24 protein-coding genes and 1 pseudogene are annotated in these 25894 nt (G+C 71.9%); 13 read left to right on the top strand and 12 right to left on the bottom strand.

Going from position 1 to position 25894, the window contains the following annotated elements; all coding sequences use genetic code 11:
- Nucleotides 1-157: 157 nt before the first annotated feature.
- Nucleotides 158-1288: a PP2C family protein-serine/threonine phosphatase gene (locus ACWGJY_RS19495; RefSeq protein ID WP_453262076.1), complete on the top strand. Its 1131-nt coding sequence runs from the start codon at nucleotides 158-160 to the stop codon at nucleotides 1286-1288.
- A gap of 103 nt (nucleotides 1289-1391) precedes the next feature.
- Here the strand turns inward: ACWGJY_RS19495 and ACWGJY_RS19490 are convergent, their stop codons facing one another.
- Nucleotides 1392-3518 (bottom strand): SpoIIE family protein phosphatase, encoded by a 2127-nt coding sequence (locus ACWGJY_RS19490; RefSeq protein ID WP_453262052.1) that lies wholly within the window; start codon nucleotides 3516-3518, stop codon nucleotides 1392-1394.
- A 256-nt stretch (nucleotides 3519-3774) separates the two neighbouring features.
- On the opposite strand from ACWGJY_RS19490, the gene ACWGJY_RS19485 reads away from it, so the two are divergent.
- From ACWGJY_RS19485 to ACWGJY_RS19445, 9 genes are all read left to right on the top strand, one after another.
- The gene (locus ACWGJY_RS19485) at nucleotides 3775-4173 is read left to right on the top strand and encodes a gas vesicle protein GvpO (protein ID WP_453262051.1); all 399 of its coding nucleotides are present in this window, start codon (nucleotides 3775-3777) and stop codon (nucleotides 4171-4173) included.
- 87 nt (nucleotides 4174-4260) lie between these two features.
- Nucleotides 4261-4704, top strand: a complete 444-nt coding sequence (locus ACWGJY_RS19480) for a gas vesicle structural protein GvpA (RefSeq protein WP_453262050.1) — start codon at nucleotides 4261-4263, stop codon at nucleotides 4702-4704.
- A gap of 3 nt (nucleotides 4705-4707) precedes the next feature.
- Nucleotides 4708-5421, top strand: coding sequence for a GvpL/GvpF family gas vesicle protein (locus ACWGJY_RS19475; protein ID WP_453262049.1), 714 nt, complete (start codon nucleotides 4708-4710; stop codon nucleotides 5419-5421).
- Nucleotides 5422-5429: 8 nt separating this feature from the next.
- The gene (locus ACWGJY_RS19470) at nucleotides 5430-5681 is read left to right on the top strand and encodes a gas vesicle protein GvpG (protein WP_393907993.1); all 252 of its coding nucleotides are present in this window, start codon (nucleotides 5430-5432) and stop codon (nucleotides 5679-5681) included.
- Nucleotides 5682-5789: 108 nt separating this feature from the next.
- Complete coding sequence (locus ACWGJY_RS19465) at nucleotides 5790-6275, top strand: gas vesicle protein (protein ID WP_453262075.1); 486 nt, start codon at nucleotides 5790-5792, stop codon at nucleotides 6273-6275.
- A complete protein-coding gene (locus tag ACWGJY_RS19460; protein WP_453262048.1) occupies nucleotides 6272-7087 on the top strand; it encodes a GvpL/GvpF family gas vesicle protein in 816 nt (271 codons plus the stop codon). The genes ACWGJY_RS19465 and ACWGJY_RS19460 overlap by 4 nt, the downstream gene beginning before the upstream one ends.
- Entirely contained in the window at nucleotides 7084-7332 is a 249-nt protein-coding gene (locus ACWGJY_RS19455) for a gas vesicle protein (protein WP_453262047.1), read from the top strand. Before ACWGJY_RS19460 ends, ACWGJY_RS19455 begins: the two co-directional genes overlap by 4 nt.
- On the top strand, nucleotides 7322-7729 hold the full coding sequence (locus tag ACWGJY_RS19450; RefSeq protein WP_453262046.1) for a gas vesicle protein K: 408 nt from the start codon (nucleotides 7322-7324) through the stop codon (nucleotides 7727-7729). The genes ACWGJY_RS19455 and ACWGJY_RS19450 overlap by 11 nt, the downstream gene beginning before the upstream one ends.
- Before the next feature lie 17 nt (nucleotides 7730-7746).
- A complete protein-coding gene (locus ACWGJY_RS19445; protein ID WP_453262045.1) occupies nucleotides 7747-7920 on the top strand; it encodes a CsbD family protein in 174 nt (57 codons plus the stop codon).
- A 6-nt stretch (nucleotides 7921-7926) separates the two neighbouring features.
- On the opposite strand, the gene ACWGJY_RS19440 is transcribed toward ACWGJY_RS19445, so the two are convergent.
- Nucleotides 7927-8895: an SDR family NAD(P)-dependent oxidoreductase gene (locus tag ACWGJY_RS19440; protein WP_453262044.1), complete on the bottom strand. Its 969-nt coding sequence runs from the start codon at nucleotides 8893-8895 to the stop codon at nucleotides 7927-7929.
- A gap of 379 nt (nucleotides 8896-9274) precedes the next feature.
- Between ACWGJY_RS19440 and ACWGJY_RS19435 the strand changes: the two genes are divergently transcribed.
- On the top strand, nucleotides 9275-9601 hold the full coding sequence (locus ACWGJY_RS19435) for a plasmid stabilization protein (RefSeq protein WP_453262043.1): 327 nt from the start codon (nucleotides 9275-9277) through the stop codon (nucleotides 9599-9601).
- Nucleotides 9602-9755: 154 nt separating this feature from the next.
- Here ACWGJY_RS19435 and ACWGJY_RS19430 read toward each other — a convergent pair whose 3' ends face one another.
- Together ACWGJY_RS19430 and ACWGJY_RS19425 are read right to left on the bottom strand one after the other, a co-directional pair.
- A complete protein-coding gene (locus ACWGJY_RS19430) occupies nucleotides 9756-10769 on the bottom strand; it encodes an SRPBCC family protein (RefSeq protein ID WP_453262042.1) in 1014 nt (337 codons plus the stop codon).
- Nucleotides 10770-10775: 6 nt separating this feature from the next.
- On the bottom strand, nucleotides 10776-11756 hold the full coding sequence (locus tag ACWGJY_RS19425) for a histone protein (RefSeq protein WP_453262041.1): 981 nt from the start codon (nucleotides 11754-11756) through the stop codon (nucleotides 10776-10778).
- A gap of 477 nt (nucleotides 11757-12233) precedes the next feature.
- On the opposite strand from ACWGJY_RS19425, the gene ACWGJY_RS19420 reads away from it, so the two are divergent.
- Nucleotides 12234-13772 (top strand): alpha/beta hydrolase, encoded by a 1539-nt coding sequence (locus tag ACWGJY_RS19420; RefSeq protein ID WP_453262040.1) that lies wholly within the window; start codon nucleotides 12234-12236, stop codon nucleotides 13770-13772.
- 160 nt (nucleotides 13773-13932) lie between these two features.
- Here ACWGJY_RS19420 and ku read toward each other — a convergent pair whose 3' ends face one another.
- The 3 genes from ku to ACWGJY_RS19405 all read right to left on the bottom strand — a co-directional run bounded on the left by ku (nucleotide 13933) and on the right by ACWGJY_RS19405 (nucleotide 16894).
- Nucleotides 13933-14940, bottom strand: a complete 1008-nt coding sequence (ku, locus tag ACWGJY_RS19415; protein ID WP_453262074.1) for a non-homologous end joining protein Ku — start codon at nucleotides 14938-14940, stop codon at nucleotides 13933-13935.
- A 135-nt stretch (nucleotides 14941-15075) separates the two neighbouring features.
- On the bottom strand, nucleotides 15076-16467 hold the full coding sequence (locus ACWGJY_RS19410) for a DUF2252 domain-containing protein (protein ID WP_453262039.1): 1392 nt from the start codon (nucleotides 16465-16467) through the stop codon (nucleotides 15076-15078).
- A gap of 25 nt (nucleotides 16468-16492) precedes the next feature.
- Nucleotides 16493-16894 (bottom strand): DUF7144 family membrane protein, encoded by a 402-nt coding sequence (locus tag ACWGJY_RS19405; protein WP_453262038.1) that lies wholly within the window; start codon nucleotides 16892-16894, stop codon nucleotides 16493-16495.
- A gap of 343 nt (nucleotides 16895-17237) precedes the next feature.
- Here ACWGJY_RS19405 and ACWGJY_RS19400 point away from each other — a divergent pair.
- Nucleotides 17238-17447, top strand: a pseudogene (locus ACWGJY_RS19400) (IS110 family transposase); the annotation flags it as partial.
- 168 nt (nucleotides 17448-17615) lie between these two features.
- Here ACWGJY_RS19400 and aroQ read toward each other — a convergent pair.
- The 5 genes from aroQ to ACWGJY_RS19375 all read right to left on the bottom strand — a co-directional run bounded on the left by aroQ (nucleotide 17616) and on the right by ACWGJY_RS19375 (nucleotide 25894).
- Nucleotides 17616-18089: a type II 3-dehydroquinate dehydratase gene (gene aroQ, locus ACWGJY_RS19395; RefSeq protein ID WP_453262037.1), complete on the bottom strand. Its 474-nt coding sequence runs from the start codon at nucleotides 18087-18089 to the stop codon at nucleotides 17616-17618.
- An 841-nt stretch (nucleotides 18090-18930) separates the two neighbouring features.
- Nucleotides 18931-19125, bottom strand: a complete 195-nt coding sequence (locus ACWGJY_RS19390; RefSeq protein WP_453262036.1) for a hypothetical protein — start codon at nucleotides 19123-19125, stop codon at nucleotides 18931-18933.
- A 175-nt stretch (nucleotides 19126-19300) separates the two neighbouring features.
- The gene (locus ACWGJY_RS19385; protein ID WP_453262035.1) at nucleotides 19301-23662 is read right to left on the bottom strand and encodes a molybdopterin-dependent oxidoreductase; all 4362 of its coding nucleotides are present in this window, start codon (nucleotides 23660-23662) and stop codon (nucleotides 19301-19303) included.
- Nucleotides 23663-23803: 141 nt separating this feature from the next.
- Nucleotides 23804-25036, bottom strand: coding sequence for an NAD(P)/FAD-dependent oxidoreductase (locus tag ACWGJY_RS19380; RefSeq protein ID WP_453262034.1), 1233 nt, complete (start codon nucleotides 25034-25036; stop codon nucleotides 23804-23806).
- Between the two features lie 87 nt (nucleotides 25037-25123).
- A complete protein-coding gene (locus ACWGJY_RS19375; protein ID WP_453262033.1) occupies nucleotides 25124-25894 on the bottom strand; it encodes an HpcH/HpaI aldolase family protein in 771 nt (256 codons plus the stop codon).

The following is a 25894-nucleotide window of genomic DNA, read 5'->3' as shown; positions in this document are numbered from 1 at the left end:
GGACCGTGGCGCCGCGGGGGAGCGGCGGGCGCATCCGGCTCACACGGCGTACAGGTGAATCCACCGGCACGTACCGGCATAGTTGGTATATGCGGTGGCTCCGTTCCCTTCCGCGCCGCACTCGCGGCCCGGCAGCAGGAGAAGCGCGGTGACGAGCATGCAGACCAGGCCGGTGCGGGTGTCATGGATGCTCGCGGCGCTGGCCCTCGTCGCCGGTGTCGTGCTGAATCTCTTCGCGCCCCAGCCGTACATGGGCCTCCCGCTGCTGGCGGCCGCACCGCTGGTCGCGGGCGCCATGCTCTCCTTCCGCTCCGCGCTGGCCGTCGTATGCGCCGCCTGCGTGGTCTCGGTGGCGCTGGATCTGGAGCGCGGTCGCCCGGCGACGGCACGCTATGTGGACCTGGCCGTGGTCGGCCTGATCGGGGTACTGGCCCTCGCGGTCAACCGGCTGCTGCTGCGGCAAGGGCGTGATCTCGCCTTGGCCAGGGATGTCGCGGAGGCGGTCCAGCGGGCGGTGCTCCCGGACCCGCCGAGCGAGGTCGGGCCGCTGGCGGTGGCCGCCGGCTACACCGCGGCGCAGGCCGAGGCGCGGATCGGCGGTGATCTGTACGCCGTCCAGGAGACGCCGTTCGGGGTGCGCATGATGATCGGGGACGTACGGGGGAAAGGCCTGGAGGCCGTCGCCGCCGTGTCGGTGGCGATCGGAGCGTTCCGTCAGGAGGCCGAGTACGCCCCCACGCTGACCATGCTGGTGCAGCGGCTGGACGAGGCGCTGGCCAGGGCGGCGGCCCGGAGCGGCCCGGTGACCTCCGCCGAGGGCTTCACCACCGCCGTGCTGGCCGAGGTGTCCGCCGACGGCGGGGCGCTGACCCTGGTCAACCGGGGGCATCCGCCGCCGTACCTGGTCCACGGTGGGCAGCTCGTACGGCTCGACCCGACCCTCCCGCAGCTCCCTCTGGGGATGGGACTGGGGGACGTCCCTCCGGCCGGCTCCGCGCCCGTCGACGTGGTGCGCCTGCCTCCGGGCGCCTCGCTGCTGCTGGTCACCGACGGTGTCACGGAGGCCCGGGACGACCGGGGAACCTTCTACGATCCGGCGTCCTCGCGCCGCATGGGCAGACGGTTCACCGAACCGGACACACTGGTGGAGGCCCTGACCAAGGACGTCGGCCGCTGGACCGGGGACAACCCCCGGGACGACATGGCCATCCTGGCCGTCACCCGGCGCCGCCTTCCGTCGCCCGCCGCCCCGGAGCGGGCAGCCCCCCGGGGCGGGCACCGGCCCTGACCCACCTCGGCGGTCCCCTTCGCCAACTCCCTCGGGAAAAAGCGGAACTGACGCCACATCAATGAATAATCCGGCTCCGGAGCGGGCGCCCTGCACACGAGGCTCACGCAGGGGTGAGCCGTCCCGTCGGCAAGGCGGCCAGCAGCATGAGCGCCACGTCGTCCTGCCGGTCCGCATCGTCCTGCCGGTTCTCCAGGAGGAGGTCGGCGAGGCGGTCCGGCCCCAGCGGGGGTGCGTCGTTGAGGCGCCGGGCGAGGTCGGCGACCGAGCACTCCGGGTCGGCCCCGGGCGTTTCCACCAGGCCGTCGGTGTAGAGGGCGAGAACGGACTCCGGCGGCAGGGTGATCTCCGTGGTGGAGTACCGGGCATCGGGCTCGACACCCAGGAGCAGCCCCGGTGGGACGTACAGCACCGTGGTGTGCCGGCCGGGGTGGCGGAGCAGGGGCGGTGGATGGCCGGCGCCGGCCAGGCACGCCCGCCGCGTCCGCAGATCGATACGGACGTACAGACAGCTGGTGAACAGGTCCGGGTCCAGGTCGGTCAGCAGCCGGTTCGTCCGCTCCAGTACCTCGGCCGGGGAGGCGCCGGCGTGCGCATAGGCGCGTACGGCGGTGCGGGCCTGGCCCATGAAGGCGGCGGCAGCCGCGTTGTGGCCCTGCACATCACCGATGACGGCGGCGACGCTGCCCTCGTCCAGGCGGATCAGGTCGTAGAAGTCGCCGCCGATGTCCATACCGCGGGTCGACGGCAGGTAACGGGCCGCGACGGCGAACCCCGGCACCGAGGGCAGGCCGTGCGGCAGCAGGGCGGCCTGCAGGTCGTGCGCCAGTTGCTGCTTGGTGTCGTAGAGGCGGGCGCGGTCGAGTGCCTGCGCGATCAGGCCCGCCAAGGACGTCAGGACCTGGCGTTCCTCCTGGCTGAAGGTGCGGGGCTGGGTGTACGAGAGGATGCAGCAGCCGACCGGGCGGCCGGACACGATCAGCGGCAGCACGGCCCGCGCCGCCTTGCCCGTCAGATGCGGCAGCCCCGGGTAAACGCGTTCGATCTCCTCGGGCGACGTGAAGAAGCTGGGCTCCCCGGTGGCGAGAGCATGGACGGCAGGGCTGTTGGCAGCGCCGAGCGCGACGCCTTCGAAGGCGCCGATGGCCTCGGCGGAGTATCCGCGATGGCCGATGGTCCGCAGCCGGCCCGCCTCCGCGGCGTACATGATCATGCCTTGGGCGCCGAACGCCGGCACGATCTGGTCGGCGACGAGATCGACGACGTCCTGGGCCCCCACCGCCTCGGTGAGAGCGGCCGCAAGATGCAGTACGTGGTAGATCTGGCCGGCCCGTACGGGCACCACGTCCCCCGGTGCGGGATAGGGCGTCACCGGACCGTAGTCCCTGCCCGATGGGCTGATCCACACACTCAGGCCCCGGCCGTCCGGGAACAGCCGGAAGGTCAGCCACCGGTCCGGCGGCCGGCAGGCGGTGAACGATGTCGGCCGGCGGCTGATCACCGCGGCGCGGTAGCGGTCCTCGAAGGCCGGGTCGCGCAACCACGGCAAGATCTCCCAGGGGCGCGATCCGGTCAGCCGGGTGCCCTGCTCGCCGAGCAGCTCCGCCGCGCCGGCCGTGACCAGGGTGATGCGTCCTTCCAGGTCGAGGGCGCAGCCGCCGCCGGGCAGCCGTTCCAGGCAGTCGACCGCCGCCAGCGCCTCTTCCGGGCCCACGGTCCGCACCGGCGGCACGGGCAGCACCCGCGGCGCACCGGCCGGGGCGGCGGAGCCGTCGGGCCGGGGATGCGCGCCCAGCAGCGCCGCCAGGCGCCGGGCCGAGGCCTCCACCGCCTCACGCTCGTCCGCCGACAACTGCGGCGCATGACCGGCGGGCCACAGCAGCAGCAGGGCGCCCCGGATGCCGGCCCGGTCGCCGACCGGAGCCGCGGCCAGCGAGAAGTCATAGGGCACGGCCACCGCGGTACGGGGGAAATCACGGGCCAGCTGCTGCTGGCCGCCCGCCCACACCAGGCGCCGTTCGCGCGCCGCGACGGCGACCGGGATCGGCGCGGCCAGCGCGACACGGCTCCAGGGGTCCAGGAACGGCACCGGTATCCCGCTCAGGACCGTCAGCTGCAGCACCGGCTCGCCGGCCGCCAGTACATAGAGGCCGCCCGCCGACGCCCCGGTCTCCCGCATCGCGCGCAGCAGTGCCCGGCCCACCGGATCGGCCCCGGCGCCGCCGGTCATCGCACACCTTCACACAGCTGTCGTGCCATCGTGACTCACCCCGGCGCGCCGGTTCTCCCCGTGCCGAGACCGCCATGACGTCTCTCCCGGGACAGTCCTGACGTTACGCCGCGGACCGGGCCGCGGCACTCGTGAGCGGGCCGCGACGGCCGGGCCCGGCCGGCTCAAGATGCGCTCAGCTCAGCGCGTATATCATGTAATAGCGCCTCTTTGCATGGCGTGGGCAGCATGTCGCCTCCGATTCCGGAGAGAGAACATGGCCGCTGAAGAAGAGGACGAGACCGGAGAATTCCGGCGTCCGTCCGGTAAGAAGACCGTCAAGAAGACCGCCGGGAAAACCAGCAGCGTCCGGGCCGGCAGCCGCGGGAGCGACAGCGGAACGGACCGCGCGGCCCGCCGCGTTTCGGCGCCGCGCGCCATGCGGTACGCGGCCGAGCAGCTCAAGGAGATGTTGGGCCGGGCCCCCGAGTCCGTCTCAGCGGTGCAGCCGACGGAGGACGGCTGGCAGGCGGACGTGGAAGTCCTGGAGCTGGAACGCGTCCCCGGGACCACCAGCGTGATGGCGACCTACCGGGTGGTGCTGGACAAGGCGGGCGAACTCGTGGCGTACGAGCGCACCCGCCGCTACACCCGGGGCCAGATCGACCGGCGTTGAGACCCGGGCTGCCACGGCGGACCGTTCGCCGGGCGAACGACACGGCCACCTCGCACAGGCCGGGGCGAGCCGGTGAAGGGAGGCACCGTGACTGTGGTGCCGCAAAGCGGAGGACCCGTCGCCACCGGCGGCGGAGGGGGCTCCGGAAATCTCTACGACATCCTCGATCTGATTCTGGACCGCGGTCTGGTCATCGACGTCTTCGTACGTGTGTCGTTGGTGGGCATCGAAATCCTCAAGATCGATGCCCGCATCGTCGTGGCAAGCGTCGACACCTACCTGCGCTTCGCCGAGGCCTGCAACCGCCTCGACCTGGAGGAAGGGCGCAAGGCCCCCTCCCAGCTGACCGACCTCGTCGGCGAGGTCACCGAAAGCGGTTCCCACGGCAAGGCCAAAGGCGCCCTGTCCGGGGCCGCGGAAGCGGTGAGCGACGCCCTCAAGGGCAGCGATGACGACGAGGAGAAGCCCAAGGAGACCGCCGCGCGGCGCGAGCGGCCCGCTCGCCGGCCGGCCCGCCGTCGAAAGGAGTGAGCGATGGCCCTCTACGTCTACTCCATCGTCGCGACCACCCATCCGCAGCAGCTCACCGGCCTGGAGGGGGTGGGAAAACCACCGTCGTCCCTCCGCACGGTGCACAGCGCCGAACTCTCCGCCGTCGTCAGCGACGCGCCCGAGGAATTGCGCCCCAAACGCCGGGACCTCGCCGCCCATCAGGCCGTCCAGGAACGGCTGATGGCCGACGGCACGGTCCTGCCCCTGCAGTTCGGCTTCACGACCACCGACGACGAGGCCGTGCGGTCCGTGCTGGAGGAGCGTGCGGAGGAATTCACCGAGCGGCTGGAGGCGCTGGAGGGCTGCGCCGAATACCACCTGAAGGCCGCCCAGGAAGAGGACGCGATGCTGCGGCAGATCCTGCAGGAGTCGGACGAGGCCCGCGCGCTCAACGAACAGATCAGAAGCGGCACCGGCGGCCCGGACCTGCCGCTCGCCCTCGGTGAACTGATCTCCAAAGAAGTACAGGCACGGCAGGACCGCCTCGCGGGCGGCGTTCTGGACGCACTGCGCGGGTTCGCCCGGGAGGAGAGCATGTCGCAGCCGGCCGGGAACGACTTCCTGAGCGTGTCCTTCCTGGTGGAACGGGACAACGAGAAGAGCTTCCTCGGCGCGGAGCAGGATCTCGCCAAGGAACTGGGGGAGGACTTCGACCTCCGGTTGCTCGGCCCGCTGCCCGCCTACAGCTTCGTCTAGGAGTCCTCATGGGCCTGTTGAGCCAACTCGCCACCCTTCCGCTCGCGCCGGTGCGCGGCGTGGCCTGGGTCATGGAACGCGCCCTGGAGGCCGCGGAGAACGAGTACTACGACCCCGAACCCGTCGAGCGGGAACTCGCCGAGCTGGAACGGGCGCTGCTGGCGGGAGACATCGATGAGGAGACGTTCGACCGGCGCGAGGACGAACTGCTGGACCGGCTGGACGAGATCAGGGCCCATGTGCAGGGCACCGACACCTGACCGCGGCGGCCGGCGCGGCGGCGGGGCGCACCCGCGCGCTCCCGTCACCCTGCCGGGATACCAGGGAATCGAGGTGCAGCGGCCGTGAACGAACCCGTCGCCAGGAGGATGGGCGACTACCCGTCCAGGGCCGGCCCGTACGGCGGCCAGGGCTCCTCGGCCAACCTCGCCGACATCTTGGAACGTGTCCTGGACAAGGGCATCGTCATCGCGGGCGACATCCAGATCAATCTGCTGGACATCGAACTGCTCACCATCAAACTGCGCCTGCTGGTCGCCTCGGTGGACAAGGCGAAGGAGATGGGCATCGACTGGTGGGAGCACGACCCCTCGCTCTCCTCCCGGGCTTCGGACGGTTACCACTCGCTCGCCGAGGAGAACAAGCGGCTGCGCGCCGAGATCGAGGCCCTGCGCGAGGGCGACGAGCTGCCCCCGGCCGAGGGCGAGGCCGGGGAGGAGGCCGGGGAGGAGGCCGGGGAGGAGAGGCGCCCTGCCGCCACCCGCCGCCCGGCACGCCCCGCACGGCCCTCGCGCACGTCGCGCACCAAACGGGCCGAGCCCGGCCCCCGTAGCAAGCGCCGGGACGAGACATGACCGAGGTCATCAGCTACGCCTATGCCGTCGCGCGGGACGCCGACGGCTCCCTGGCGGAGGCGCTGTCCGCGCTGCCGGGAGTCGCGGACGGTCCGGTGCATCTGGTGCGCGCCGGACACCGCGACGAGGTGGTGGCCGCCGTGAGCCCGGTGCCCGAGCGGGACTTCGAAGAGGCCGCGCTGCGCGCGCACCTGGAGGACCTGGACTGGCTGGAGTCGGTGGCCCGCGCCCACCACCGGGTGATCGAGGCGCTGGCCGCCCGCACCACCGTCCTGCCGCTCCGGCTGGCGACGGTGTACCTCGACGACGAGCGGGTGCGGCAGATGCTCGATGCGCGCCAGGAGGCGTTCGCCGAGCGGCTGTCCGCCCTGGCCGCGCACACGGAGTGGGGCGTCAAGATCTATGTCGAGGCGCCCGCGGCCACCGACGCGCCGGCCGAGCCACCGGCAGATGCGGACCTCAGCCCCGGACGGGCCTACCTCAGCCACCGCAAAGCGCAGCGGCACGCCCGTGACGACGCCTACCGGGACGCCGAAGAGGTCGCCCGGCGCGTCGAGGCCGCAGCCCGCAGCTCTGCGGTCGACCGCGTCCAGCACCGGGTACAGCAGGGCGAACTCGCCCGCGGGCCGGGCGAGAACGTCATCAACGACGCCTACCTCGTGCCGCTGGAGCACGGCGAACGCTTCCGGGACGACGTCATGTGGGCCGCCGAAGGGCTGACCGGAGTACGCGTCGAGGTCACCGGGCCCTGGGCCCCGTACTCCTTCGCCACGCCGCCCGAAGCCGAACCGCGCAAGGGCGCCGCCCCGTGAGGCCGGCGGGCGGGCCGCCGGCCAGGGCGGAGGAACCGCTGCCGGACCGGCAGATCGCGCTGATCGACCTGCTGGACCGGTTGCTCAGCGGTGGTGTGGTCCTCACCGGTGATGTCGTGCTGTCCATCGCCGACATCGACCTCGTCCGCATCTCCCTGCGCGCGCTGATCGTCTCCATCAGCGAGAAGAACCCCTCCCCGTGGCGCGCCACCGCACCCCTGGCACGGGACGACGATGACCGCTGACGACCGCCGGCCAGGCAACCGCTTCGACGATGTCGCCGATGCCGCCGCCCGCGCCTTCCAGCTGCTGCCCGCGGCGCCGCAGGACGTCGTGCGCCCGGCCGGCGGGGAACCACGGCGGGCGGCTCACCGGATCAGCGCCGATCCCGACACCGTGGAGCGAGACCTGATCAAACTCGTCCTCACCCTCGTCGAGCTGCTGCGCCAGCTCATGGAACGCCAGGCCCTGCAGCGCGTCGACGCCGGAGACCTCACCGAGGAACAGGAGGAACGCCTGGGCGCGACGCTGATGATCCTCCACGACCGCATGGTCGGACTCTGCGCCCAGTACGACCTTTCGATGCAGGACCTGAATGTGGATCTCGGGCCGCTCGGGACGCTGCTGCCACCCGCCGAATGACCCCGAAGGAGCACGGCATGGACATCGGAAAGAAGACCAGGAACATCGGCCACATCGTCGGGGGAAAGGCCAAGGAAACGACCGGGAAGGCCCTCGGCAACAACAGCCTGCGGCGGAAGGGCAAGGCGGAACAGGCCAAGGGACGGATGAAGCAGGCGGTGGAGAAGGGCAAGGACGCGTTCCGGCACTGACCGCCCTCAACGCTGGTTGAAGCGGTCGGCCGCCCGTTCGTTGAGGACGCCGAGCACCCGGCGCAGCCGGCGGGCCGGCGGCTGCTCCCCCTTCGCGACCGTCGAGCCGTCGACGGTTGCGCCGGCGCCGTCGCGGGGCAGCACCCGGGCGAACGCCGACACCAGCCGGGTGGTGGTCACCGGCGCCAGCCCGTGCGCCCTGGCGCCGAGCCGGGCCGCCGGCGTCAGCACGAGGCGCGGACGCCGCCGCTGCAGCGCGGACACGATCCGGTCCGCCGCCCGCTCGGCGTTCATCGACAGCACCGGGGCCCCGGCCAGCGCCGAGAACCAGGCGTACTCCCGGCGCCGGTCCCCGCCGAACAGGGCGTGCAGATGTGACCCGGTGCGCATCAGGCCGGGGTGGACCGCGGTCACGGTGACGCCGTGCGCGCCCTCCTCCGCATGCAGCCCCTCGGCCAGTGCGGCCACCGCCGACTTGGCGCAGGAGTACGGCACCAGATGCGGCACCGCCAGCAGCCCCCCGACGGACCCGATGAGGGCCAGCCTGCCGCCGGCCGGGCTACGGCGCAGGTGGGGGAGCGCGGCGAGCGCGGTGTTCAGCACCCCGTTGAAGACGGCGTCCATCGTCTCCTGGAAGCCGTCCGGGCCGAGGGCGTCCGCCGGACCGACCTGGATGATGCCGGCGTTGGCGATGACGATGTCCAGCCCGCCGTGCTCCTCGGCGATCTCCGCGAGGCGCTCCCGTACCGCGGCTTCGTCCCGCACATCGCACACCACACCGCGCACCGTGCCGCCGCGCCACTGGGCCAGCCTGCCGACGGCCCTGCCGAGTCGGGCGTCGTCCCGGGCCAGCAGCACGACATCGCAGCCGCGCCGCAGCAGCTGGCGGGCCAGCAGCAGTCCGAGCCCCCGCGAGCCGCCGGTGACGACAGCGGTGAGCCCTTCGATCGAGGGAGCGGCCGGAAGCACGCGCATGACGATCCCTTCCCTTGGGCGCCGGCCCACGGCGCGGACCCGCAGGACCACGCCGGGCACCGGGCACCGGCTGCCTTCGACGCTAACGGCCGGCGGGACCCGGTGTGCGGTGCGCATGCGCCGCCGGTCCGGGCGTCCGCCCCCGCCCCCGGCAGGATTCCCGGGCGGCCCGGGGCGGGGGAGGCCTGCGGCGCCGGGTGGCAGCCGCCACGGAGCGTTCGGCCAGTCAGGCGGACCCGGTGCCGACGGACGCCCCGAGTGGCGCGACGCAGCCACCCGGGCTGAAGTGGTGGACGGTGCCCTGCGCGGCACGAAGACCGCACCGCGGCCCGGTCGTGGCCCGGTGCCGCAACCACCTGCCCAGGTCGAGGAGGACGGCATGCCTGCCGGTTCGAGCGCGAAGCGCGAGCGCCAGTACGCGCACATCAAGGAGAGCGCCGAGGAACGGGGCGCATCCACGAAGCGGGCGAAGGAGATCGCCGCGCGCACCGTGAACAAGGAGCGGGCGCGCGCCGGGGAATCGCGCACCGCGAGCAAGGCCTCCACCCAGGACGGCAAGTCCGCCCCGCAACGGGGCGGCGCACGCTCCCACGGCGGACCTCAGGGGCCGACCAGGGACCAGCTGTACGAGGAGGCGAGGAAGCGCGGTATCGACGGCCGTTCCTCGATGAACAAGCAGCAGCTGCGCCGGGCCCTAGGCCGCTGACCGGGTCCGCGAACGGCTCGGCCGGCACCGGGCAGCGGTACGTGGACGGTGCCCGCACCGTCCAGGGGGCGGCCGGGAAGGGTTCCCCGGCACGGGCGGCGGCCCCCGCTGCGGTGCCGCCTGCCCGGCGCGAGAACCGCGCAGGCCGTCGCTCTCATTCCGCTTCCTCTTCTGCGTCTTCTTCCTCCTCCTCGGCCTCGGCGTCCTCCTCGCCTTCGCCGTCCTCGTACTCGCCGTCGGCCTCCTCCCAGTTCTCCTCGTCCTCTTCCTCGTCCCTCCCGTTTTCCCCGGCTTCGTCCTCGTCCGCGTATTCCTCGTCGCCGTCCCCGCCGTCGTAGGCCTCGGCCTCTTCGGCTTCTTCTTCCTCCACGGCCTCTTCGTGGGTCCGTACGACCTCGCCCTCACGGATTTCCCCGCGCCAGCCCTCGGGCTCTTCGTCGGTGAGGGTGACGTAGCGCTGGAAGTGCTTGAAGTCCAGCCGCAGCCGCCGTCCTTGGACCCGCCAGATATTTCCGGTCTTCTCGAAGAATCCGGAGGCGTAGTACTCGACGACCAGCACGATGCGGGTGAGATGGGGCCCCATTTCGTGGAAGCTGACTGCGCCCCTGGTCGAACCCTTGGCACCCTCGGACGTCCAGACGATGCGTTCGTCCGGCACCTGCTCCTGGACGGTCGCCTTCCAACCGCGGGTCGACGGACCGACCTTGGCCTTCCAGTCACTGGTCGTCTCATCGTGCAGCGAAACATTGCGGACGCCCTTGGTGAAACTGCTGAACTTCTCGTACTGCGTCCAGTGGTCGTAGGCGGTACGCAGCGGGACCCCGATATCGAGGACCTCGATGATGTTGGTGACCTTCTGGTCCCCCGATTTGCGTTTCTTGCCGCCGCCGAAAGCTTCCTTGGCCTTCCCCACCACGGTGTCCTTGACGTTCTCCGCCGTGCCCTTGACGGCTGCCTTGACGGGGGAGTCGCCGCCGAGAAGATTGCCCGCGATCTTGGACAGTGACCCGCCGTTCTCGGCGACATCGGTGAGCTGCCCCGTCACGTCCATCAGTTTGCCGCCGGCCCGTTCGGCCAGGTTCCCCACCCACTTGGTCGCGTAGTCCCCCAGTTCACTGCGCAGTCGATCGAGTCCCGAGTCCGCGTTGTCCTGTCCCGTCTTGGCCATGACTGGTTACCTCCGGCGCTCGGTGCGCGATGATGTCTTCTTGGCGCTCTTCTTCGCAGCGGGGGCTGCCTTCTTGCCTGCGGCGGTCTTCTTCGCAGGAGCTTTTCCGGCGGCGGCCTTCCCGGCCGTCTTTTTGGCCGTGGTCTTTTTGGCGGCGGTCTTCCGTGCTGCGGATTTCTTGGCGGGGGCGGCCTTCTTGGCCGGAGATTTCGCGGCGGATTTCTTCGCCGCGGTCTTCTTCGCCGCGGTTTTCTTGGCGGCGGTCTTCTTCGCCGGTGCCGTCTTCTTCGCGGCCGTCCGTCCTGCGGCAGCCTTCTTCCCGGCAGCCTTCTTCCCGGCGGTCTTCTTTGCCCGGGGCCGCTGCGCGCCCTTCTTCGCCGGAGCCGCCCGCTTCGCCTGAGCCGCACGCTTTTGCGGCGCCGGTTTCCTGGCGGTCCGGGGGGTGCGCCGGGCGGGCCGCTCCTCCGGCTCCTCCTCGGGCTCCTCTTCCTCTTCCTCGTACTCCTCCCCGGGTTCTTCCTCCGGCTCCTCCTCTTCGTCCTCGTACTCCTCTTCCTCGCCCTCGTCGTACTCCCCTTCGGGCCCCTCGTCCTCCTCGTACTCCGTCGGCTCCTCCTCGTCGTACGCGTACTCCCCCTCTTCCTCCTCTTCCTCCTCCTCCGGTTCCGCCGCGCCGCCTTCGAGCTTGATGGTCCGGTCGTGGAGGGTGTCGGCGAACGACGTCAGACGGCGGTTGGCGGCCGTGGTCACAGCCTTCCGGCCGGCGTCCATCACTTCCCCGCGCAGCTGTTCACCCAGCTCTGCGACCTGGGGGATCTCGGCGAGCCTGCGCATCCCCTCGGCCACGAGCTGGCGCGGTTTAAGCCCGAATTGACGCCCGGCGAGGTAGGACGCCGCCGTGAGCGCGAGCCGGCCCTTCTTCGTACGGCCCAGCACATAGCCGCCGGCAAGGGCGGCGGCCAGCAGGACCTTGCTTCCGTCATTCATGGGTGCGTCACCCTTTCTCGGACGTGCAGCCGATCGGCGTCTGTGCACGGGCCGCCACTCAGCGGCGCAGTGGTGCCCTACTTCCAGAGTGATCGGAGTCTTGACCTACGCATCTTGAGCGGCCCTGAGGGCTACGTCCGGTCACCCTGCGGAAGCGGCCGCTCCTGCTGCGTGGCGGGGCGGCACGGGGTGCGCCGGGTACGGAAACCGGCGGTGACGGAGTACGGGACCGGCGTCAGGGCGGCCCGCCGGACAGAGCGCCGGGCGGGCGCCGGGCGGGGCAACGCACGCCCTGCGCCCCGGGGCAGGGCGTCCGGGCGCACGGTGGGGTGCGGCAGCGGCACCACGGCAGGTGTGCGGGAGCGGTGTGCGAGAGCCGTGCAACGGCCCTAGGCTCGGAATATGCCGGGAACATGCCGTGCACCGTCTCGTGTGGGAGTAGGGGGAGCGCGGTGTGTTCGCCGGCGCAAGGCGTCGGTGCGGCTGTCGGCCGTCGCGGCGGTGGCGGCGCTGCTCGGCGCCTTCGCCGCAACTCCGGTCGCCGTGGCCGCCGATGGGCCGGATCTGACGTCCTTCTACCAGCAAAAACTGTCCTGGGAACGCTGCGGACAGGATCTGCAGAGCGGCACGCAGAGCGGAGGGACCGGTCAGTCACCCGGCTTCCGGAACCGTCTGGAGTGCGCGCGGATGGAGGTGCCGCGCGACTACCGCAATCCCGGACGGAGCACGATGCAGGTCCAGCTGATCCGGCTGAAGGCGACCGGGCCGGGCAAACGGCTCGGCTCGCTGGTGCTCAACCCCGGCGGACCGGGTGCTTCTGGCGTCAACTATCTGATCGACAGCGGGAACGCCTTCGCTCAGCTGGGGCAGCGCTACGACATCGTCAGCTTCGATCCGCGCGGCACCGGCCACTCCGACCCGGTCTCCTGCGGCAGCAAGCTCGCCCCGCCGCCCGGCACGGGCGCCGACGACAGCCTCGCCGCGAAGGAGCAGCGCATCAACGAGGCCTGCGGCCGCTACTCCGGTGAGCTGCTGCGATGGGTCGGCACCCCGGATGTCGCGCGGGACATGGACGTCCTGCGCGCCGCGGTCCACAACGACAAGCTCAACTACCTGGGGTTCTCGTACGGCAGCAAGCTCGGCGCGGTCTACGCCCACGAGTTCCCCGGCAAGGTCGGCCGGATGGTCCTGGACAGCGTCGAGGACCCGACCAAGAACGCCTGGCAGACCGCACTGTCCCAGGCCCGGGGCTTCCAGCGGGCGCTGGACGACTTCACCGCCGACTGCACCCGTGACGCGGGCTGTCCGCTGGGCACCGACCGGGGCAAGGCACAGGATCAACTACGCAGCTGGTACCAGGAGTTGAACGACCGGCCGATGAAGGCAAAGGGGGAGACGGTGGATGAGACCACCTATGTGTACGCCTTGCGTGAGGCCCTGTACAGCAAGAGCGACTGGCCGGCGCTGCGTCAGGCACTGGCGCAGCTGCGGGACGGCGACGGCTCCGGGATCCTGAGGCTGAGCAACGCGGGGGGCAGCAGCGCCGCCCGCACCGGCAGCGTCCCGGCGCGCCGGGTCGGCCAGGACGAGCTGCCGCCGCAGGACCAGCTGGCCCTCCGGGCGATCACCTGCCGGGACACCTCGGAACGCTATGGCGAGGGCGACTACCCCCGGGCGGAGCGCGAATTCACCAGAGCCTCCCCGCTCTTCGGGCCGGATATCGCCCCGACGCTGCTGGACTGCTACCACTGGCCCGTCGCGGGCGACGACTCCTCCCGTGACGTCTCGGCCCCCGGCGCGCCGCCCCTTCTGCTCGTCGCGACGACCAACGATCCGGCGACGCCGTACGAGGGCGCATTCCACATGGCCCGCGCGCTGGGCAACTCCAGCGTCGTACTGACCTACCGAGGTGAGGGGCATGCCGCCTACACCACCGGTGATGCCTGCGTCCATTACCACGTAGACGGCTTCCTGCTGGACGGCGCCCTGCCGAAGGCCCATATCTCCTGTGGCTGACGGCCGGACCCGGTGCCCATGGTGTCAGCCTCCGTAACTGTCGGGACGGTAAGGCCTGTTGAGTGAGCGGGTCCCCCGGGCGGGTTCCTCATGTCCGAAGGCGGGCTCAGGGTGGCCCGGTTCCGGCGTGGTCGCGGCCCGGCCCCCGGGGCCCGAGGGCTCAGCCGGCCCGCCGCCCGCCCCTGCCCGCGGTCTTCTTCGCCGCCGCCGTCTTCGTGGCAGGAGTCTTCTTGGTGCCGGTTTTGGTGCCGGTTTTCGTGGTGGTTTTCGTGGTGGTTTTCGTGGCGGTGGTCTTCTTCGCCGCCGCCTTCTTCGCCGTGCTCTTCTTCGCGGTGCGGCCGGACCCGCCATTGCCCGGGGCGCCCCCGGTCTCCTCGTCCTCGCCGCGGGACTTCCTGGCCGCACGGACGCTGTCCTGCAACGCCGCCATCAGATCCCTCACCTGGCCGGCCGGCCGCTCCTCGCCGGAGGGGAACTCCGGCGCGCGATGGGCCAGCTTCGCCGCCACGATCTCCTCCAGCGCCGCACGGTAGTCATCGTGCACATCGTCTTCCGACAGCTCTCCGAAGGAGTCCATGAGCGTTTCGGCGGCCGCCACCTCGGCGGGGGCGATCTCCGGCTGCCGCTCGGGCAGCACCCCGTCCATCGGGCGGATCTGGTGCGGCCACAGCAGCACCTGCATGACCAGCGCGCCCCCCATCGGGCGGATCATGGCGAGCGTCTCCCGCCCGTGCAGCGCGATCTTGCCGAGCCCGACGCGCTGATGCCGCTCCATCGCCTCGCGCAGCAGCACATAGGGCTTGGCCGCGGCGGGGCTGTCGATGCCGAGGTAGTAGCCCTTGCCCATCTGCAGCGGGTCGATGTCACCCCCGGCGACGAAGGCCAGGATCGTCAGCGTCTTCGCGGTCGGCAGCGGCAGCGCGTCCAGATCGTCGTCGCTCAGCGGTACGACGGTGTCGGCGTCGCCCGGCTGGTAGCCCCGGCCGATCTCGTCCGGGGGGATCTCGACGCCTTCCAGCGAGCACACGGGCTGATTGCGTACCCGTCCGCCGTCGGCCGTGTGGATGCGGACAAAGCTGACCGCCGTGGAGCTGTCCGTGGCGTTGTACGCGGCGACCGGGATCGTGACCAGGCCGAAGCTGATGGAGAACTTCGCCGTGGGGCGCATGGGGGCCGCCTTCATCGGAGCCATTCGGATCCATGCTAGGCGGGGCGGACGGAGCGTACATCCCGGGCGATTGCGGGTATGCCGATCGGGTGGCGGCGCACCCGGCCGCCTCCCGGATGGCTCCGTTTCCCCGGCTCAGGTGGCCGCGGCCGTGACCCGTCCCGCCCGGACCGCCTCCCTGAGCGCCTGGTGATCGCGCTCGTTCTGGTCCGCGTAGCGCTCCGCGAACCGCGCCAGCGCCTCGTCGAAGACCGCGCCGCGGCCCAGGTACGCGGCGATCGCGATCCGGTCGCCGGACCTGGCGTGCGCGCGGGCCAGGGTGGCCCCGCAGCGTACGGCGAACCGCCGCATGCCCGTGGGCACCATCGTATCCGTGGGCATGATGCCCTTCCAGTCACGCAACTGGCGTACGTAGAAGTCACGTTGGCGCCCGTCGATGCCGGTGGTCCGCTGCCAGCCGAGGAAGATGTCACTGGCGGCCTGCATCATCCGCTGGCCGGCCACGACGCGTTCGCCCTGGTGGGAGTGGTGGCTCGGTCCGGCATACGCGGCGAGTACCGATTGGTCGGCCTCCTTGGCCTGCAGCAGGAGCGGGTCGTCCGTGTCCTTGCCGAGCAGCAGCACGATCCAGCAGCGGGTGCCCACACTGCCCACCCCGACGACCTTGCGGGCCATGTCGACCACCCGGTACTGCTCCAGCAGCTCCCGGTGGTCCGAGCGCAGACTGCGGCCGTAGCTCTCGATCAGCCCGCTGATCTGCCCGGCCAGCCGGTGGCGCTCGTCATCCGGCAGCAGATCCTCCAGCGGCACGATCAGCGGCGGATCGGGCGCGATCCGCACCTGGCCACCGCTCCTGTGGGTCAGCTTGCGAAACGCCTGCACGGTGTCGCGCGTACGGGCTTCCTCGATGGTGCGCGACAGTCCCGCACGGCCCCTGCTGCCGAGCTCGCGCTCCTCCTCGGCCTGGACCTCGGCCATATCGGCATGCGCGTACCAGACCTCCAGGGTGCGCATGTCCGCGTAGCGGCGCATCTGCTCGCGGTAGGACGCACAGGCGGCCCGGACGATGCCGGTCCGGGCCTTCTCGGGGAAACCGTTCCCGCGCCCCGCAATGGCCAAGCTTGCCGCCAGCCGCTTGACGTCCCACTCCCACGGGCCGGGCAGGGTCTCGTCGAAGTCGTTGATGTCGAACATCAGATGGCGCTCGGGGGAGGCCAGCAGCCGGAAGTTCAGCAGATGGGCGTCCCCGCACAGCTGGGTCCGCAACCCCGTGGACGGCGTTGTGGCCAGGTCCGCCGCCATGATGGCGGCGGCGCCGCGGTAGAAGCGGAACGGGGACTCCAGCATCCGCCCGTAGCGGAGGGGCACCAACTCCGGCACCCGGAGCGCCGATTGCCGCTCGATGATCTCCACCGGGTCGGCGCGGCCGGCCGTGGGGCGGAACTCCGCATGACTGGAGCGGGGCACTTCGGAGCGAAGTGCCCTGCCCTGTTCCGCCCGTTCCTGGGGGGTGGGTGCTGAGGTCATGGCCGGGACCGGAAGGCCGGTCGGTTCACCGGGCAGCCGAGGTGCGGTGGTGGTTGTCCGTACACAGCGCCCAGATGATGAAGATGTCGATGGCGATCAGCACGATCGCCCAGAAGGGGTAGTGCGGGATCCACAGGAAGTTTGCCAGCGCGCCCAGACCCGCCAGGATGACACCGAGCACCCGTGCCCACATCGCGCCCGTGGCGAGCAGTGCGACACCCGCGAGGAGGATCACGATGCCCAGGATGAGATGGATCCATCCCCAGCCCGTGAGGTTGAAGGTGAACACGTAGTTCTGCGTGGTGATGAAGATGTGGTCCTTGGCGATGGCGGAGATGCCTTCCAGGAAGGCCATCGCGCCACCGAAGATCATCAGGACTGCGGCAAATGCCGTCCATCCGCCCACGGAGTGTTTCTGAGCGGCCATGGGTCACTCCTCACTTGAGAAACCTGGCCATCCGTACCGGACCTGCCGGTGGCCATGCAGTAAATTCCACGTTTGCACATGTACCGGTCAGCCGCATGTCAGGGACGATCGAAGGCCTGCAGCACCCCGGTCACCGCGAAGCACAGCGCGCCGGTGAGGGTCCCCCAGTGCACCATGAAGAGCACCGCACCGAGCTGATGGGCCATGACCATCCACCAGCCGAGGCTGCGCTGACGGAGGCACGCCGGGCTGTGGCACACCTCGGCGATCGCGGGCTGCCCCGGGCCAGGAACAGCAGACAGCCGATCATGTCGGGCGCCCGGACGAGGCGGTTCAGCTGCTGGGCCGTCTCTGGGCCTTCTCCGCAATCACTGCCTCACCCGGCGCCAAAGCCCACTACCGACGCCGACGCGACGACCACGGAGACGGGCACGCAGCCGCCCGGAGGCACCTTTTCCCTCGCACGTTGGGCATGGTCTGCCACTGCTTGCAGCAGCGGCGGCTGCTTGACGAAGGTGCGGCCTTTCCCACTGAACTCGTGGTCGCGGCTTGACGAGTCAGCGCCCTGAGGAGGAATGAGGTGTCTGACGATTGCATTCGGAAATTCCGGTAGCGCCTCGTCAGCTCCGCACGGATCCTCCCGCCGCTCCGCCGATCCGTCAGGGACGCCGGTGCCGCAGCCGGCCGGCCCGGTGTGGTGGGCGGACCTCGTCCACGGGGGTCACCGGCTTCCTTCCAGCAGACGGGCCAGATGGGCCAGCGCGAGTGCATAGCCGTGCGTACCCGCACCGCAGATCACGGCGTCGGCGACACCGGACACATAGGAGAAGTGCCGGAACTCCTCGCGCCGGTGGATGTTCGACAGATGCACCTCGACGACCGGGACCTCCGCCGCGGCCAGCGCGTCGCGCAGGGCGACGGAGGTGTGGCCGTAGCCGGCCGGATTGATCACGAGCCCGCGGTGGGCGGTCCGTGCCTCCTGCACGGCGTCGATGAGGACGCCCTCGTGGTTGCTCTGCCGTACATCGGCCAGCAGCCCGTGCGTGGCGGCGGTGCGGTGGCACAGCATCTCGACGTCGGCGAGGGTGTCGTGTCCGTAGATCTCGGGTTCGCGGAGTCCGAGCAGATTGAGATTCGGTCCGTTGAGGACCAGGACGGGGGCGGCGAGGGCCCCGTCGGCGGCCGGGTTCGGCATGGTCTCTCCCGTGCGGAGGCCGTCGCCCTGAACACCCCTGCGCCCGTCCCTCCGCCAGGAGGCGGCCGGTGATCCCGGTCGCCGGGGAGGTGAACTCACTGGGCGCCTGCGAGGCGGCCGGATGCTCCGCCTCGTGGAGGTTCTTCGAGGGTGACCGGCCGGATGAGGTCCGGGTGCTTCTCGTGGTGGTCGAAGGCCGGTCCGGCGAGGTGCCGGATCGCGGCCACGGGGTCCGGATGCCCGGCGCGGACGGCTCCTCGGACGCCGGATCAGTGCCGGTCAGTCATGGCGCGGCGGTTCGGCCCGCCGTGCGGTGCCCGGCGCGGGGAGCGGATCGGGCGCGGGGCCGGGCTCCGGCCCCGGTGTGGGCGGCGCCGGGTTCGGCGGGACCGGATCCGGCTCGGGAGCCGGCACCGGAGGGGGCACCGGATCGGGTCCGGGGGCGGGGACCGGGCCGGGCACCGGGCCCGGCGTGGGGCCCGGCGGCCCGGGGCCCGGACCCGGAGTGGGCGGAACCGGGTCCGGATGGGTGGGGCCTGGCGGTCCCGGTGGCTGTCGCACCGTCATGTGCTCCTCACGCGTCGGTCCTCCGCGGCCGAGCGCTCACGCTCGGCCGCGCGGCATACCGGACTCCTTGCCGGTCCTGCGCCGCCCATGCGCAGCGCGACGCACGGACCCGGTTTCCCGGCGTACGTACACACTCTGCGACGGCCCGGACCGCTCGGCGACACGGGAGGCGAACGGGCGTATGGGGCGCGCCGCCCCGAGGCACCGCCGTGCCGCCCGGAGGCCCCACGCCGTGCCCCGGACGTGGCCGGCCGGCAACCGGGGTCGTTCCGGTTCAGTCGGGCGGCTCGGGGGCCGGGTGGTCGCCCGGCTCCGCGCCGGGCGGCTCCTCCGGATCCGGGCCCGGCTCGTCCGGCTCCGGCCCGGCGGGGACCGGGTCACGCGGCACCGGGTCCGGCTCACTCGGCACGGGCCCGGGTCCCTTGGGCGTCGGTTCGGTGGTCATGGCGGGGTCGGTCATCAAGGTCATGGCGCTCTCCTTCCTCGCCATCGTCCGTCCAATGCCCCTGACCGGCCCGTTCATGAAAAAAATCCCCAGGTGCGTGAGGTGCGTGAGGTGCGTGAGGTGCGTTCGTGCAGCGCGCCGTTCATGAGGGGAAGGGGCGCAGCCGGTGCGGCTCCGGGGCCCTGCGCGGGCGGGCTGCTCAGTACACGTCGCGGACGTAGCGCTTCTCGGCGGCGAGCTGCTTGACGTACCCGGCGGCCGCCTCCTGCGTCAGACCGCCGTGTGCGACGGCGATGTCCCGCAGTGCACGGTCGACGTCCTTGGCCATCCGGGACGCATCTCCGCACACATAGAAATGGGCGCCGTCCCGGAGCCAGGACCACAGCCGGCCGCCGTGTTCGCGCATCCGGTCCTGGACGTAGACCTTGGTGCGCTGATCGCGGGAGAAGGCGGTGTCCAGCCGGGTGAGCAGGCCGTCGCGGTGCAGCCGGCCGAGTTCTTCCTCGTGGTAGAAGTCCGTGGCGCGGCGCTGCTCGCCGAAGAAGAGCCAATTGGGGGCGCGGTGGCCGCGGGCCCGCCGCTCCTCCAGGAAGCCGAGGAAGGGGGCGACGCCGGTGCCGGGGCCCACCATCACCATCGGGGTGGCCGGATCGGCCGGCGGGCGGAAGTGGGCGGTGCGCTGGACGAACACCGGCACCGGGCTGCCGGTCTCGGCATCGGCCAGGAAGGTGGAGGCCACGCCCTTGCGCGGACGCCCGCGCCGGTTCCCGTAGCGGACCACGGAGACCGTCAGACGCACCAGAGCGGCGTCGGTCAGCGGGCTCGACGAGATGGAGTAGAGCCGGGGCCGCAGGCGGGTGAGCACGCCGGCCCACTCCGTCGCACCGGCGTGGACCGGGTGTTCGGTGAGGACGTCGACGGCCTGCCGGCTCCAGGCCCACTGGGCCAACTCACCCTTGTTGCCGGGCCGCAGCAGCTTTTTGAGCACCCGGTCACCGCTGCGTCCGGCGACGAACCGGAGCAGTGCGGGGGTGATCCTGACGATGTCCAGATGGCGGTGCAGGGCCTCGCCCAGCGGCACGGTGCCCAGGCCCGCGAGGTCGATGCCGGCGGCGGGATCGAGGCCCGTGACGGCCAGCCACTCCGCGACCAGCTCCGGGCAGTTCCGTGGCAGCACCCCGAGCGCATCGCCCACCTCGTACTCCAGCGGTGGCCCGTCGCCGTCGCGGGTGTCGAAGGTGAACTGCCGCACCTCCTTGACGGCCCCGGCGCGGCTGAGCAGCCGGTTGCCGATGAGGCGGGCGGTGGCGGGCGCGGACTTGGCGGGGCGGGCGGCGACCGGTGCCGAGGGAGCCGGTGCGGCCGCCGGTGCCGGAGCCGCGGGGGCCGGGGCCCCGGCGGTGCCGGGTTCCGCCCCGCCGTCCGGGTCCGGGCCGCTCCCCAGCGCCGTGAGCACCTGGGCGAGCCATTGCCCGGCCGGCTGCTCGTAGTCCGGCTCGCAGTCCGTACGCGGTGCCAGCCGCTCGGCGCCCAGTTCGGCGAGCCGTGCGTCGAGGCGGCGGCCGTGGCCGCAGAAATCGTCGTACGAGGAGTCGCCCAGGGCGAGGACGGAGTAGCGCACACCGTCCAGCCGGGGTGTGTCCGGCGCGTGCAGGGTCTCCCAGAACCCGGCCCCGTTGTCGGGGGCGTCACCGTCGCCGAAGGTGCTGGTGACCAGGAGCAGATCGGTGCCGGCGGGGAGGGCGGCCGGTGCGCTGTCGGCCATGCTCAGCAGCGTCGCATCCCGCCCGCTGTCCCGCAGTTGCCGGGCCGTGCCGGCGGCGGCCTCCTCCGCGTTGCCGGTCTGCGAGGCCCACAGGACGAGGACCGTACGGGCGGGCGGGGCACCGGCCGCTCCGGCGGGGGCATCCGCCGGCCCCGGTACCGCCGGCCCCGGTACCGCCGGGTCCGGTGCCGGGGCCGACGGTGCCTCCGGGGCGCGCGAGAACATCCCCGCCAGCACGCCGTTGACCCACAGCGCGCTCTGTGGAGCGAAGGGCGCCCCGGCGGGCAGTACGGGCGTGCCGGCGGTGGTCCCGGAGCCCAGCCCGGCGAGAAAGCCGGAGAGGTAGCGGCGTTCGTGCTCGGCCAGCGCCGGCGGGGCGGCGCCGGCGAGCCGGAACACTCCGGCCGGCACCCCGGCCGCAGCGCCCCCGCCGGAGCCCTGGCCCGTGCCGGAGCCCCGGTCCGTACCGGAGCCCCGGTCCGTACCGAAGCCCCGGTCCGTACCGAAGTCCCGGCCACTGCCGGAGCCCCGGTCCGCACCGGCCCCGGGCGCGTCCCCCGCGTCCCGCGTGTCCGCCACGCCCAGCCCGCGGCGCACCTCACCCGCGACCCGGGTCAACGACACCGCACACACCTTGAACTCGGGCTGGAAGGAAACCGGATCGACCGCGTCACGGGTCACCGCGTTGACGCTGAGGTACTCGCCGAACAGATCGTTCCAGTGGAACGGCGCAAAGCAGTTCCCGGGCCGTACCCGGTCGGTCAGCACGGCGGGCAGCACCGCCCGGCCGCGCCGCGAGGCGACCTCCACCGGGTCGCCCTCCGCGATGCCCAGGGTGCGGGCGTCCTGCGGATGGAGCTCCACGAAGGGGCCGGGGTTGAGCCGGTTCAGCTTGGCGACCTTGCCGGTCTTGGTCAGGGTGTGCCACTGGTGCGGCAGCCGGCCGGTGTTCAGCACATAGGGGAAGTCGTCGTCGGGCAGCTCCGCCGCCGGGAGATGCGGACGGGGGAAGAACACGGCCCGGCCGGAGGCGGTGGGGAAGGACAGCCGGGGGCGGGTGCCGTCCGGCCGCTCCGCCAGGGTCTGGCTGATGCCGTCGTTGAGGTAGCGCACCGGATTGCGGCCGGGCCCGTCGGCGGCCGCGCAGGGCCACTGCACGGGGGCCCGCCGCAGCCGCTCATAGCTCACTCCACGCAGGTCATAGCCGGTCTGCGGATTCCAGGCGCGCTTGATCTCCTCGAATATCTCCTCCGCGCTCTCGTACCTGAACGCGTCCTCGTACCCCATCTCGCAGGCGATCCGGGCGATGATCCGCCAGTCCGGCCAGGCCTCGCCCGGCGGATCGGCGGCCTGCCGCGCCAGCGTCAGCGTGCGCTCCGAGTTGACCATCACGCCCTCGGACTCGGCCCACATGGCTGCGGGCAGTACGACATCGGCGTACGCATGGGTCTCGGTCTGGGCGAAGACGTCCTGCGTGACGACGAATTGCGCCGCCTCCAGCCCCTCGATGACCGTCCGCCGGTTGGCCACCGAGGCGACGGGATTGGTGCAGATGATCCAGCATGCCTTGATGTCCCCGTCGGCCATCCGCCGGAACATGTCGACGGTGCCCCGGCCGGGCCCGTCCGCCCGCAGCGCCCCCGCTTCCAGGCCCCACAACTCCTCGGCGAAGGCCCGGTCCCCGGCCACCAGCGCCGACCGCTGTCCGGGCAGGCCCGGCCCCATGTAGCCCATCTCGCGCCCGCCCATCGCGTTGGGCTGGCCGGTGAGCGAGAACGGGCCGCTGCCGGGGCGGCAGATCGCCCCGGTCGCCAGATGCAGATTGATCAGTGCGTTGGTGTTCCAGGTGCCATGGGTGCTCTGGTTCAGGCCCATGGTCCAGCAGCTCATCCAGTCGTCCGCGGCGCCGATCCACTCCGCGGCCCGGCGGAGGTCGGCCTCCGGTATCCCGGTGATCTCCGCGACCGTCGCGGGCGGATAGTCCCGGAGAAAGTCGCCCATCGCCTCCCAGCCCTCGGTGTGCTCGGCGATGAACTCCGCGTCCGTACGGCCGCTTTCGGCCAGCAGCCGCAGCAGACCGTTCAGCAGCGCCAGGTCCGTGCCCGGCGCGATCTGCAGAAACAGATCGGCCTTGGCCGCGGTGGTGGTGCGCCGGGGGTCGACCACGATCAGCTTGGCGCCGTCCTTCACCCGTTCCATCATCCGCAGGAAGAGCACCGGGTGGCAGTCGGCCATGTTCGAGCCGATGACGAGGAAGACATCGGCGTGCTCGAAGTCCTGGTACGAGCCGGGCGGGCCGTCCGCGCCCAACGACAGCTTGTAGCCGCTGCCCGCACTCGCCATGCACAGCCGGGAGTTGGACTCGATGTGCCGGGTGCGGACGAAGCCCTTGGCGAGCTTGTTCGCCAAGTACTGGGCTTCCAGGGTCATCTGACCGGATACATAGAGGGCGAGGGCGTCCGGGCCGTGCGTGTCGATGATCTCGCGCAGCCGGCCGGCGGTCCGCCTGACCGCGGTCTCCATCGCCTCGGCCACCGGCTCGTCGCCACGGTCCGCGCGCACCAGTGCGGTCGACAGCCGCCCCGGCGCGGCGAGCAGTTCGGCACTGGTCGCGCCCTTGGTGCACAGCCGCCCGCCGTTCGCCGGGTGGGCCTTGTCACCGGCCGCCTTGCGGACCGTCCGCCGCCCGTCCGGGCCCGTCGCGACATCCAGCACGATCCCGCAGCCGACACCGCAGTACGCGCACGCCGTCCGCACCTGGGCGAGGGTCTCGGCCGGCGGTTCCGGTGCGGTCACGGGCGGTCCCCTTCGTGGTCGGATGCTCCGCCCACGGTACGAACCGCCCGTTAACCAGGTGTCACGTCAAGCGATCATCCGTCGTTACGGCGGCCACACAGTCACCCACGGCGCCACGTGAGAACGGCCGCCGGCCGCCGCTCAGGGGACCAGCCCCGCCAGTGGCACGTCCGTATCGGCGAGCCGCTCGGGGTCCATCGGCCTTCCGCTCGCCACCAGGGCCCGGATCGGGTCGGTGACGTCCCAGACGTTCACATTCATCCCGGCCAGCACCCGGCCGCCGGAGAGCCAGAAGGCGATGAACTCGCGGGCCGCGGTGTCGCCGCGGAAGACGACCCGGTCGTACCCCTCCGGTTCGACATGGCCGGTGTACTCCATGCCCAGGTCGTACTGGTCGGTGAAGAAGTACGGCAGCCGGTCGTAGCGGACCTCCTGGCCCAGCATGGCCTTGGCCGCGGTCTGCGGCTGGTGGAGGGCGTTGGCCCAGTGCTCGACGCGCAGATGCCTGCCCAGGAGGGGGTGGAAGGCGTTGGCGACATCACCGGCGGCGAAGACATCCGGGTGGGAGGAGCACAGCCGCTCGTCCACGACGATGCCGTTGTCCACCTTCAGCCCGGCCGCGGCGGCCGGCTCGCTGTTGGGCGTGATCCCGACGCCGACGATGACCGCATCGGCCGCGATACAGGTGCCGTCGGCCAGCCGTACCCCGTCCACCGCACCGTTCGTGCCGGTGATCTCCGTGACCCGGGTGCCGCAGCGCAGCGCGACGCCGTGCTCGGTGTGCAGACCGGCGAAGATCTGCGCGACCTCGCGGCCCAGCACCCGCAGCAGCGGCAGCGGCGCCGCCTCCAGCACCGTCACCTCGACCCCGGCCGCGCGCGCGGCGGCCGTGGTCTCCAGGCCGATCCAGCCGCCGCCGATCACCACGATCCGCGACGCGGTCCGGAAGACCTCCTTGAGGCGCTCACTGTCCGCCAGCCGCCGCAGCGTGTGGACCCCGTCGAGGTCGGCGCCGGGCACCGGCAGCGGGCGCGGTGTGGAGCCGGTGGCCAGCAGCAGCTTGGCGTAGCCCAGCCGGCTGCCGTCGGCGAGGGCCACTTCGTGGGCGGCCGGGTCGAGGGCGGTGACGGCGTTGCCCAGGCGCAGATCGACCTGGTGCTCGGTGTACCACCGGTCCGGATGGACGTACACCTCCTCCTTCCCGGAGGCGCCCATGAGGTAGCCCTTGGACAGCGGAGGACGCTCGTAGGGACGCTCGCTCTCGTCGCCCAACAGCACGACGGGGCCGTCGAAGCCTTCCGTGCGCAGCGTCTCCGCCGCCTTCGCGCCGGCCAGCCCCGCTCCCGCGATGATGAATGCCGTGTTCCGGGCCATGTCCCGCTCAGCTCCTTCGGACGATCGGTTACCCGGTCATCAGTTACCCGTCCGGAGCCCGCGCAGGTACCGCCGAAGGAGTTGCCGTCACTCCCGCCCGGCGGTCCGCTCCCGGTGCCCGCGCAGGGCACGCGCCGTCAGATCGCGGTCCTCGCCCAGGACGAAGGCCGTGACGCCGTCGGCGCGCCACTCGGCGCGGCGCTGTGCCGTGGTGGACATGGCGCAGAAGGGAACGCCGTGGCGGGCACACGCACCGCGGAGGGTGCGGACCGCTTCCTGGACCCGGGGGTGGCGGACCTGCCAGGGGACCCCGTAGGACTGGGAGAGATCGCCGGGACCCGGCAGGACGAGGTCGACGCCGCCGGGGGAGAGGATCCCGTCGATCGCCTCGACCCCCTCGGCGTCCTCGATCAGCGCGATGACCATGATCTCCGCGTTGGCCCGGCGGAGGTACTCGGCCGGGTCGATGCGGCCGAAGCCGGGGCCCCGGCCGCCGTTGAGGGAGCGCATGCCCTCGGGCGCGTAGCGGGCCGCGCGGATCGTGGCATCGATGTCCGCGCGCCGGCGGACGTGCGGGACGACGATGCCCATCGCCCCGGCGTCCAGTGCGCGCAGCACGGCACCGGGGTCGGCCTCGGGGACCCGGACGAAGGGGGTGAGCCCGCTCGTCTCGGCGGCCCTGATGAGGTTCTCCAGCCGCTGCGGGTCGACGAGGGTGTGCTCGGTGTCCAGGATGACGAAGTCGTACCCGGCACAGCCGATCATCTCGACCATCGTGGGCTCGGGAAGCGTGCTGAACAGCCCGTACACCTCCTCGCCCGCCGCGAGCCTGCGCCGGACCTCGTTGGGGCGCAGCAC

The sequence above is a fragment of the Streptomyces sp. NPDC054765 genome, assembly GCF_053612065.1.
The sequence above is the reverse complement of the archived record's forward strand: the minus strand, read 5'-3'. Positions and strand labels throughout refer to the sequence as shown.

Bases quoted from the DNA above. Each gene is read 5' to 3' on its own strand.
- ku (WP_453262074.1), bottom strand. From the start codon at position 14,940: ATGCGCCCCACGGCGAAGTTCTCCATCAGCTTCGGCCTGGTCACGATC.
- ACWGJY_RS19460 (WP_453262048.1), top strand. From the start codon at position 6,272: ATGACCGAGGTCATCAGCTACGCCTATGCCGTCGCGCGGGACGCCGAC.
- ACWGJY_RS19405 (WP_453262038.1), bottom strand. From the start codon at position 16,894: ATGGCCGCTCAGAAACACTCCGTGGGCGGATGGACGGCATTTGCCGCA.
- ACWGJY_RS19435 (WP_453262043.1), top strand. From the start codon at position 9,275: ATGCCTGCCGGTTCGAGCGCGAAGCGCGAGCGCCAGTACGCGCACATC.
- ACWGJY_RS19390 (WP_453262036.1), bottom strand. From the start codon at position 19,125: ATGACCTTGATGACCGACCCCGCCATGACCACCGAACCGACGCCCAAG.
- ACWGJY_RS19475 (WP_453262049.1), top strand. From the start codon at position 4,708: ATGGCCCTCTACGTCTACTCCATCGTCGCGACCACCCATCCGCAGCAG.
- ACWGJY_RS19450 (WP_453262046.1), top strand. From the start codon at position 7,322: ATGACCGCTGACGACCGCCGGCCAGGCAACCGCTTCGACGATGTCGCC.
- ACWGJY_RS19495 (WP_453262076.1), top strand. From the start codon at position 158: ATGCAGACCAGGCCGGTGCGGGTGTCATGGATGCTCGCGGCGCTGGCC.
- aroQ (WP_453262037.1), bottom strand. From the start codon at position 18,089: ATGCCGAACCCGGCCGCCGACGGGGCCCTCGCCGCCCCCGTCCTGGTC.
- ACWGJY_RS19490 (WP_453262052.1), bottom strand. From the start codon at position 3,518: ATGACCGGCGGCGCCGGGGCCGATCCGGTGGGCCGGGCACTGCTGCGC.
- ACWGJY_RS19445 (WP_453262045.1), top strand. From the start codon at position 7,747: ATGGACATCGGAAAGAAGACCAGGAACATCGGCCACATCGTCGGGGGA.
- ACWGJY_RS19440 (WP_453262044.1), bottom strand. From the start codon at position 8,895: ATGCGCGTGCTTCCGGCCGCTCCCTCGATCGAAGGGCTCACCGCTGTC.
- ACWGJY_RS19430 (WP_453262042.1), bottom strand. From the start codon at position 10,769: ATGGCCAAGACGGGACAGGACAACGCGGACTCGGGACTCGATCGACTG.
- ACWGJY_RS19425 (WP_453262041.1), bottom strand. From the start codon at position 11,756: ATGAATGACGGAAGCAAGGTCCTGCTGGCCGCCGCCCTTGCCGGCGGC.
- ACWGJY_RS19485 (WP_453262051.1), top strand. From the start codon at position 3,775: ATGGCCGCTGAAGAAGAGGACGAGACCGGAGAATTCCGGCGTCCGTCC.
- ACWGJY_RS19470 (WP_393907993.1), top strand. From the start codon at position 5,430: ATGGGCCTGTTGAGCCAACTCGCCACCCTTCCGCTCGCGCCGGTGCGC.
- ACWGJY_RS19410 (WP_453262039.1), bottom strand. From the start codon at position 16,467: ATGACCTCAGCACCCACCCCCCAGGAACGGGCGGAACAGGGCAGGGCA.
- ACWGJY_RS19465 (WP_453262075.1), top strand. From the start codon at position 5,790: ATGGGCGACTACCCGTCCAGGGCCGGCCCGTACGGCGGCCAGGGCTCC.
- ACWGJY_RS19380 (WP_453262034.1), bottom strand. From the start codon at position 25,036: ATGGCCCGGAACACGGCATTCATCATCGCGGGAGCGGGGCTGGCCGGC.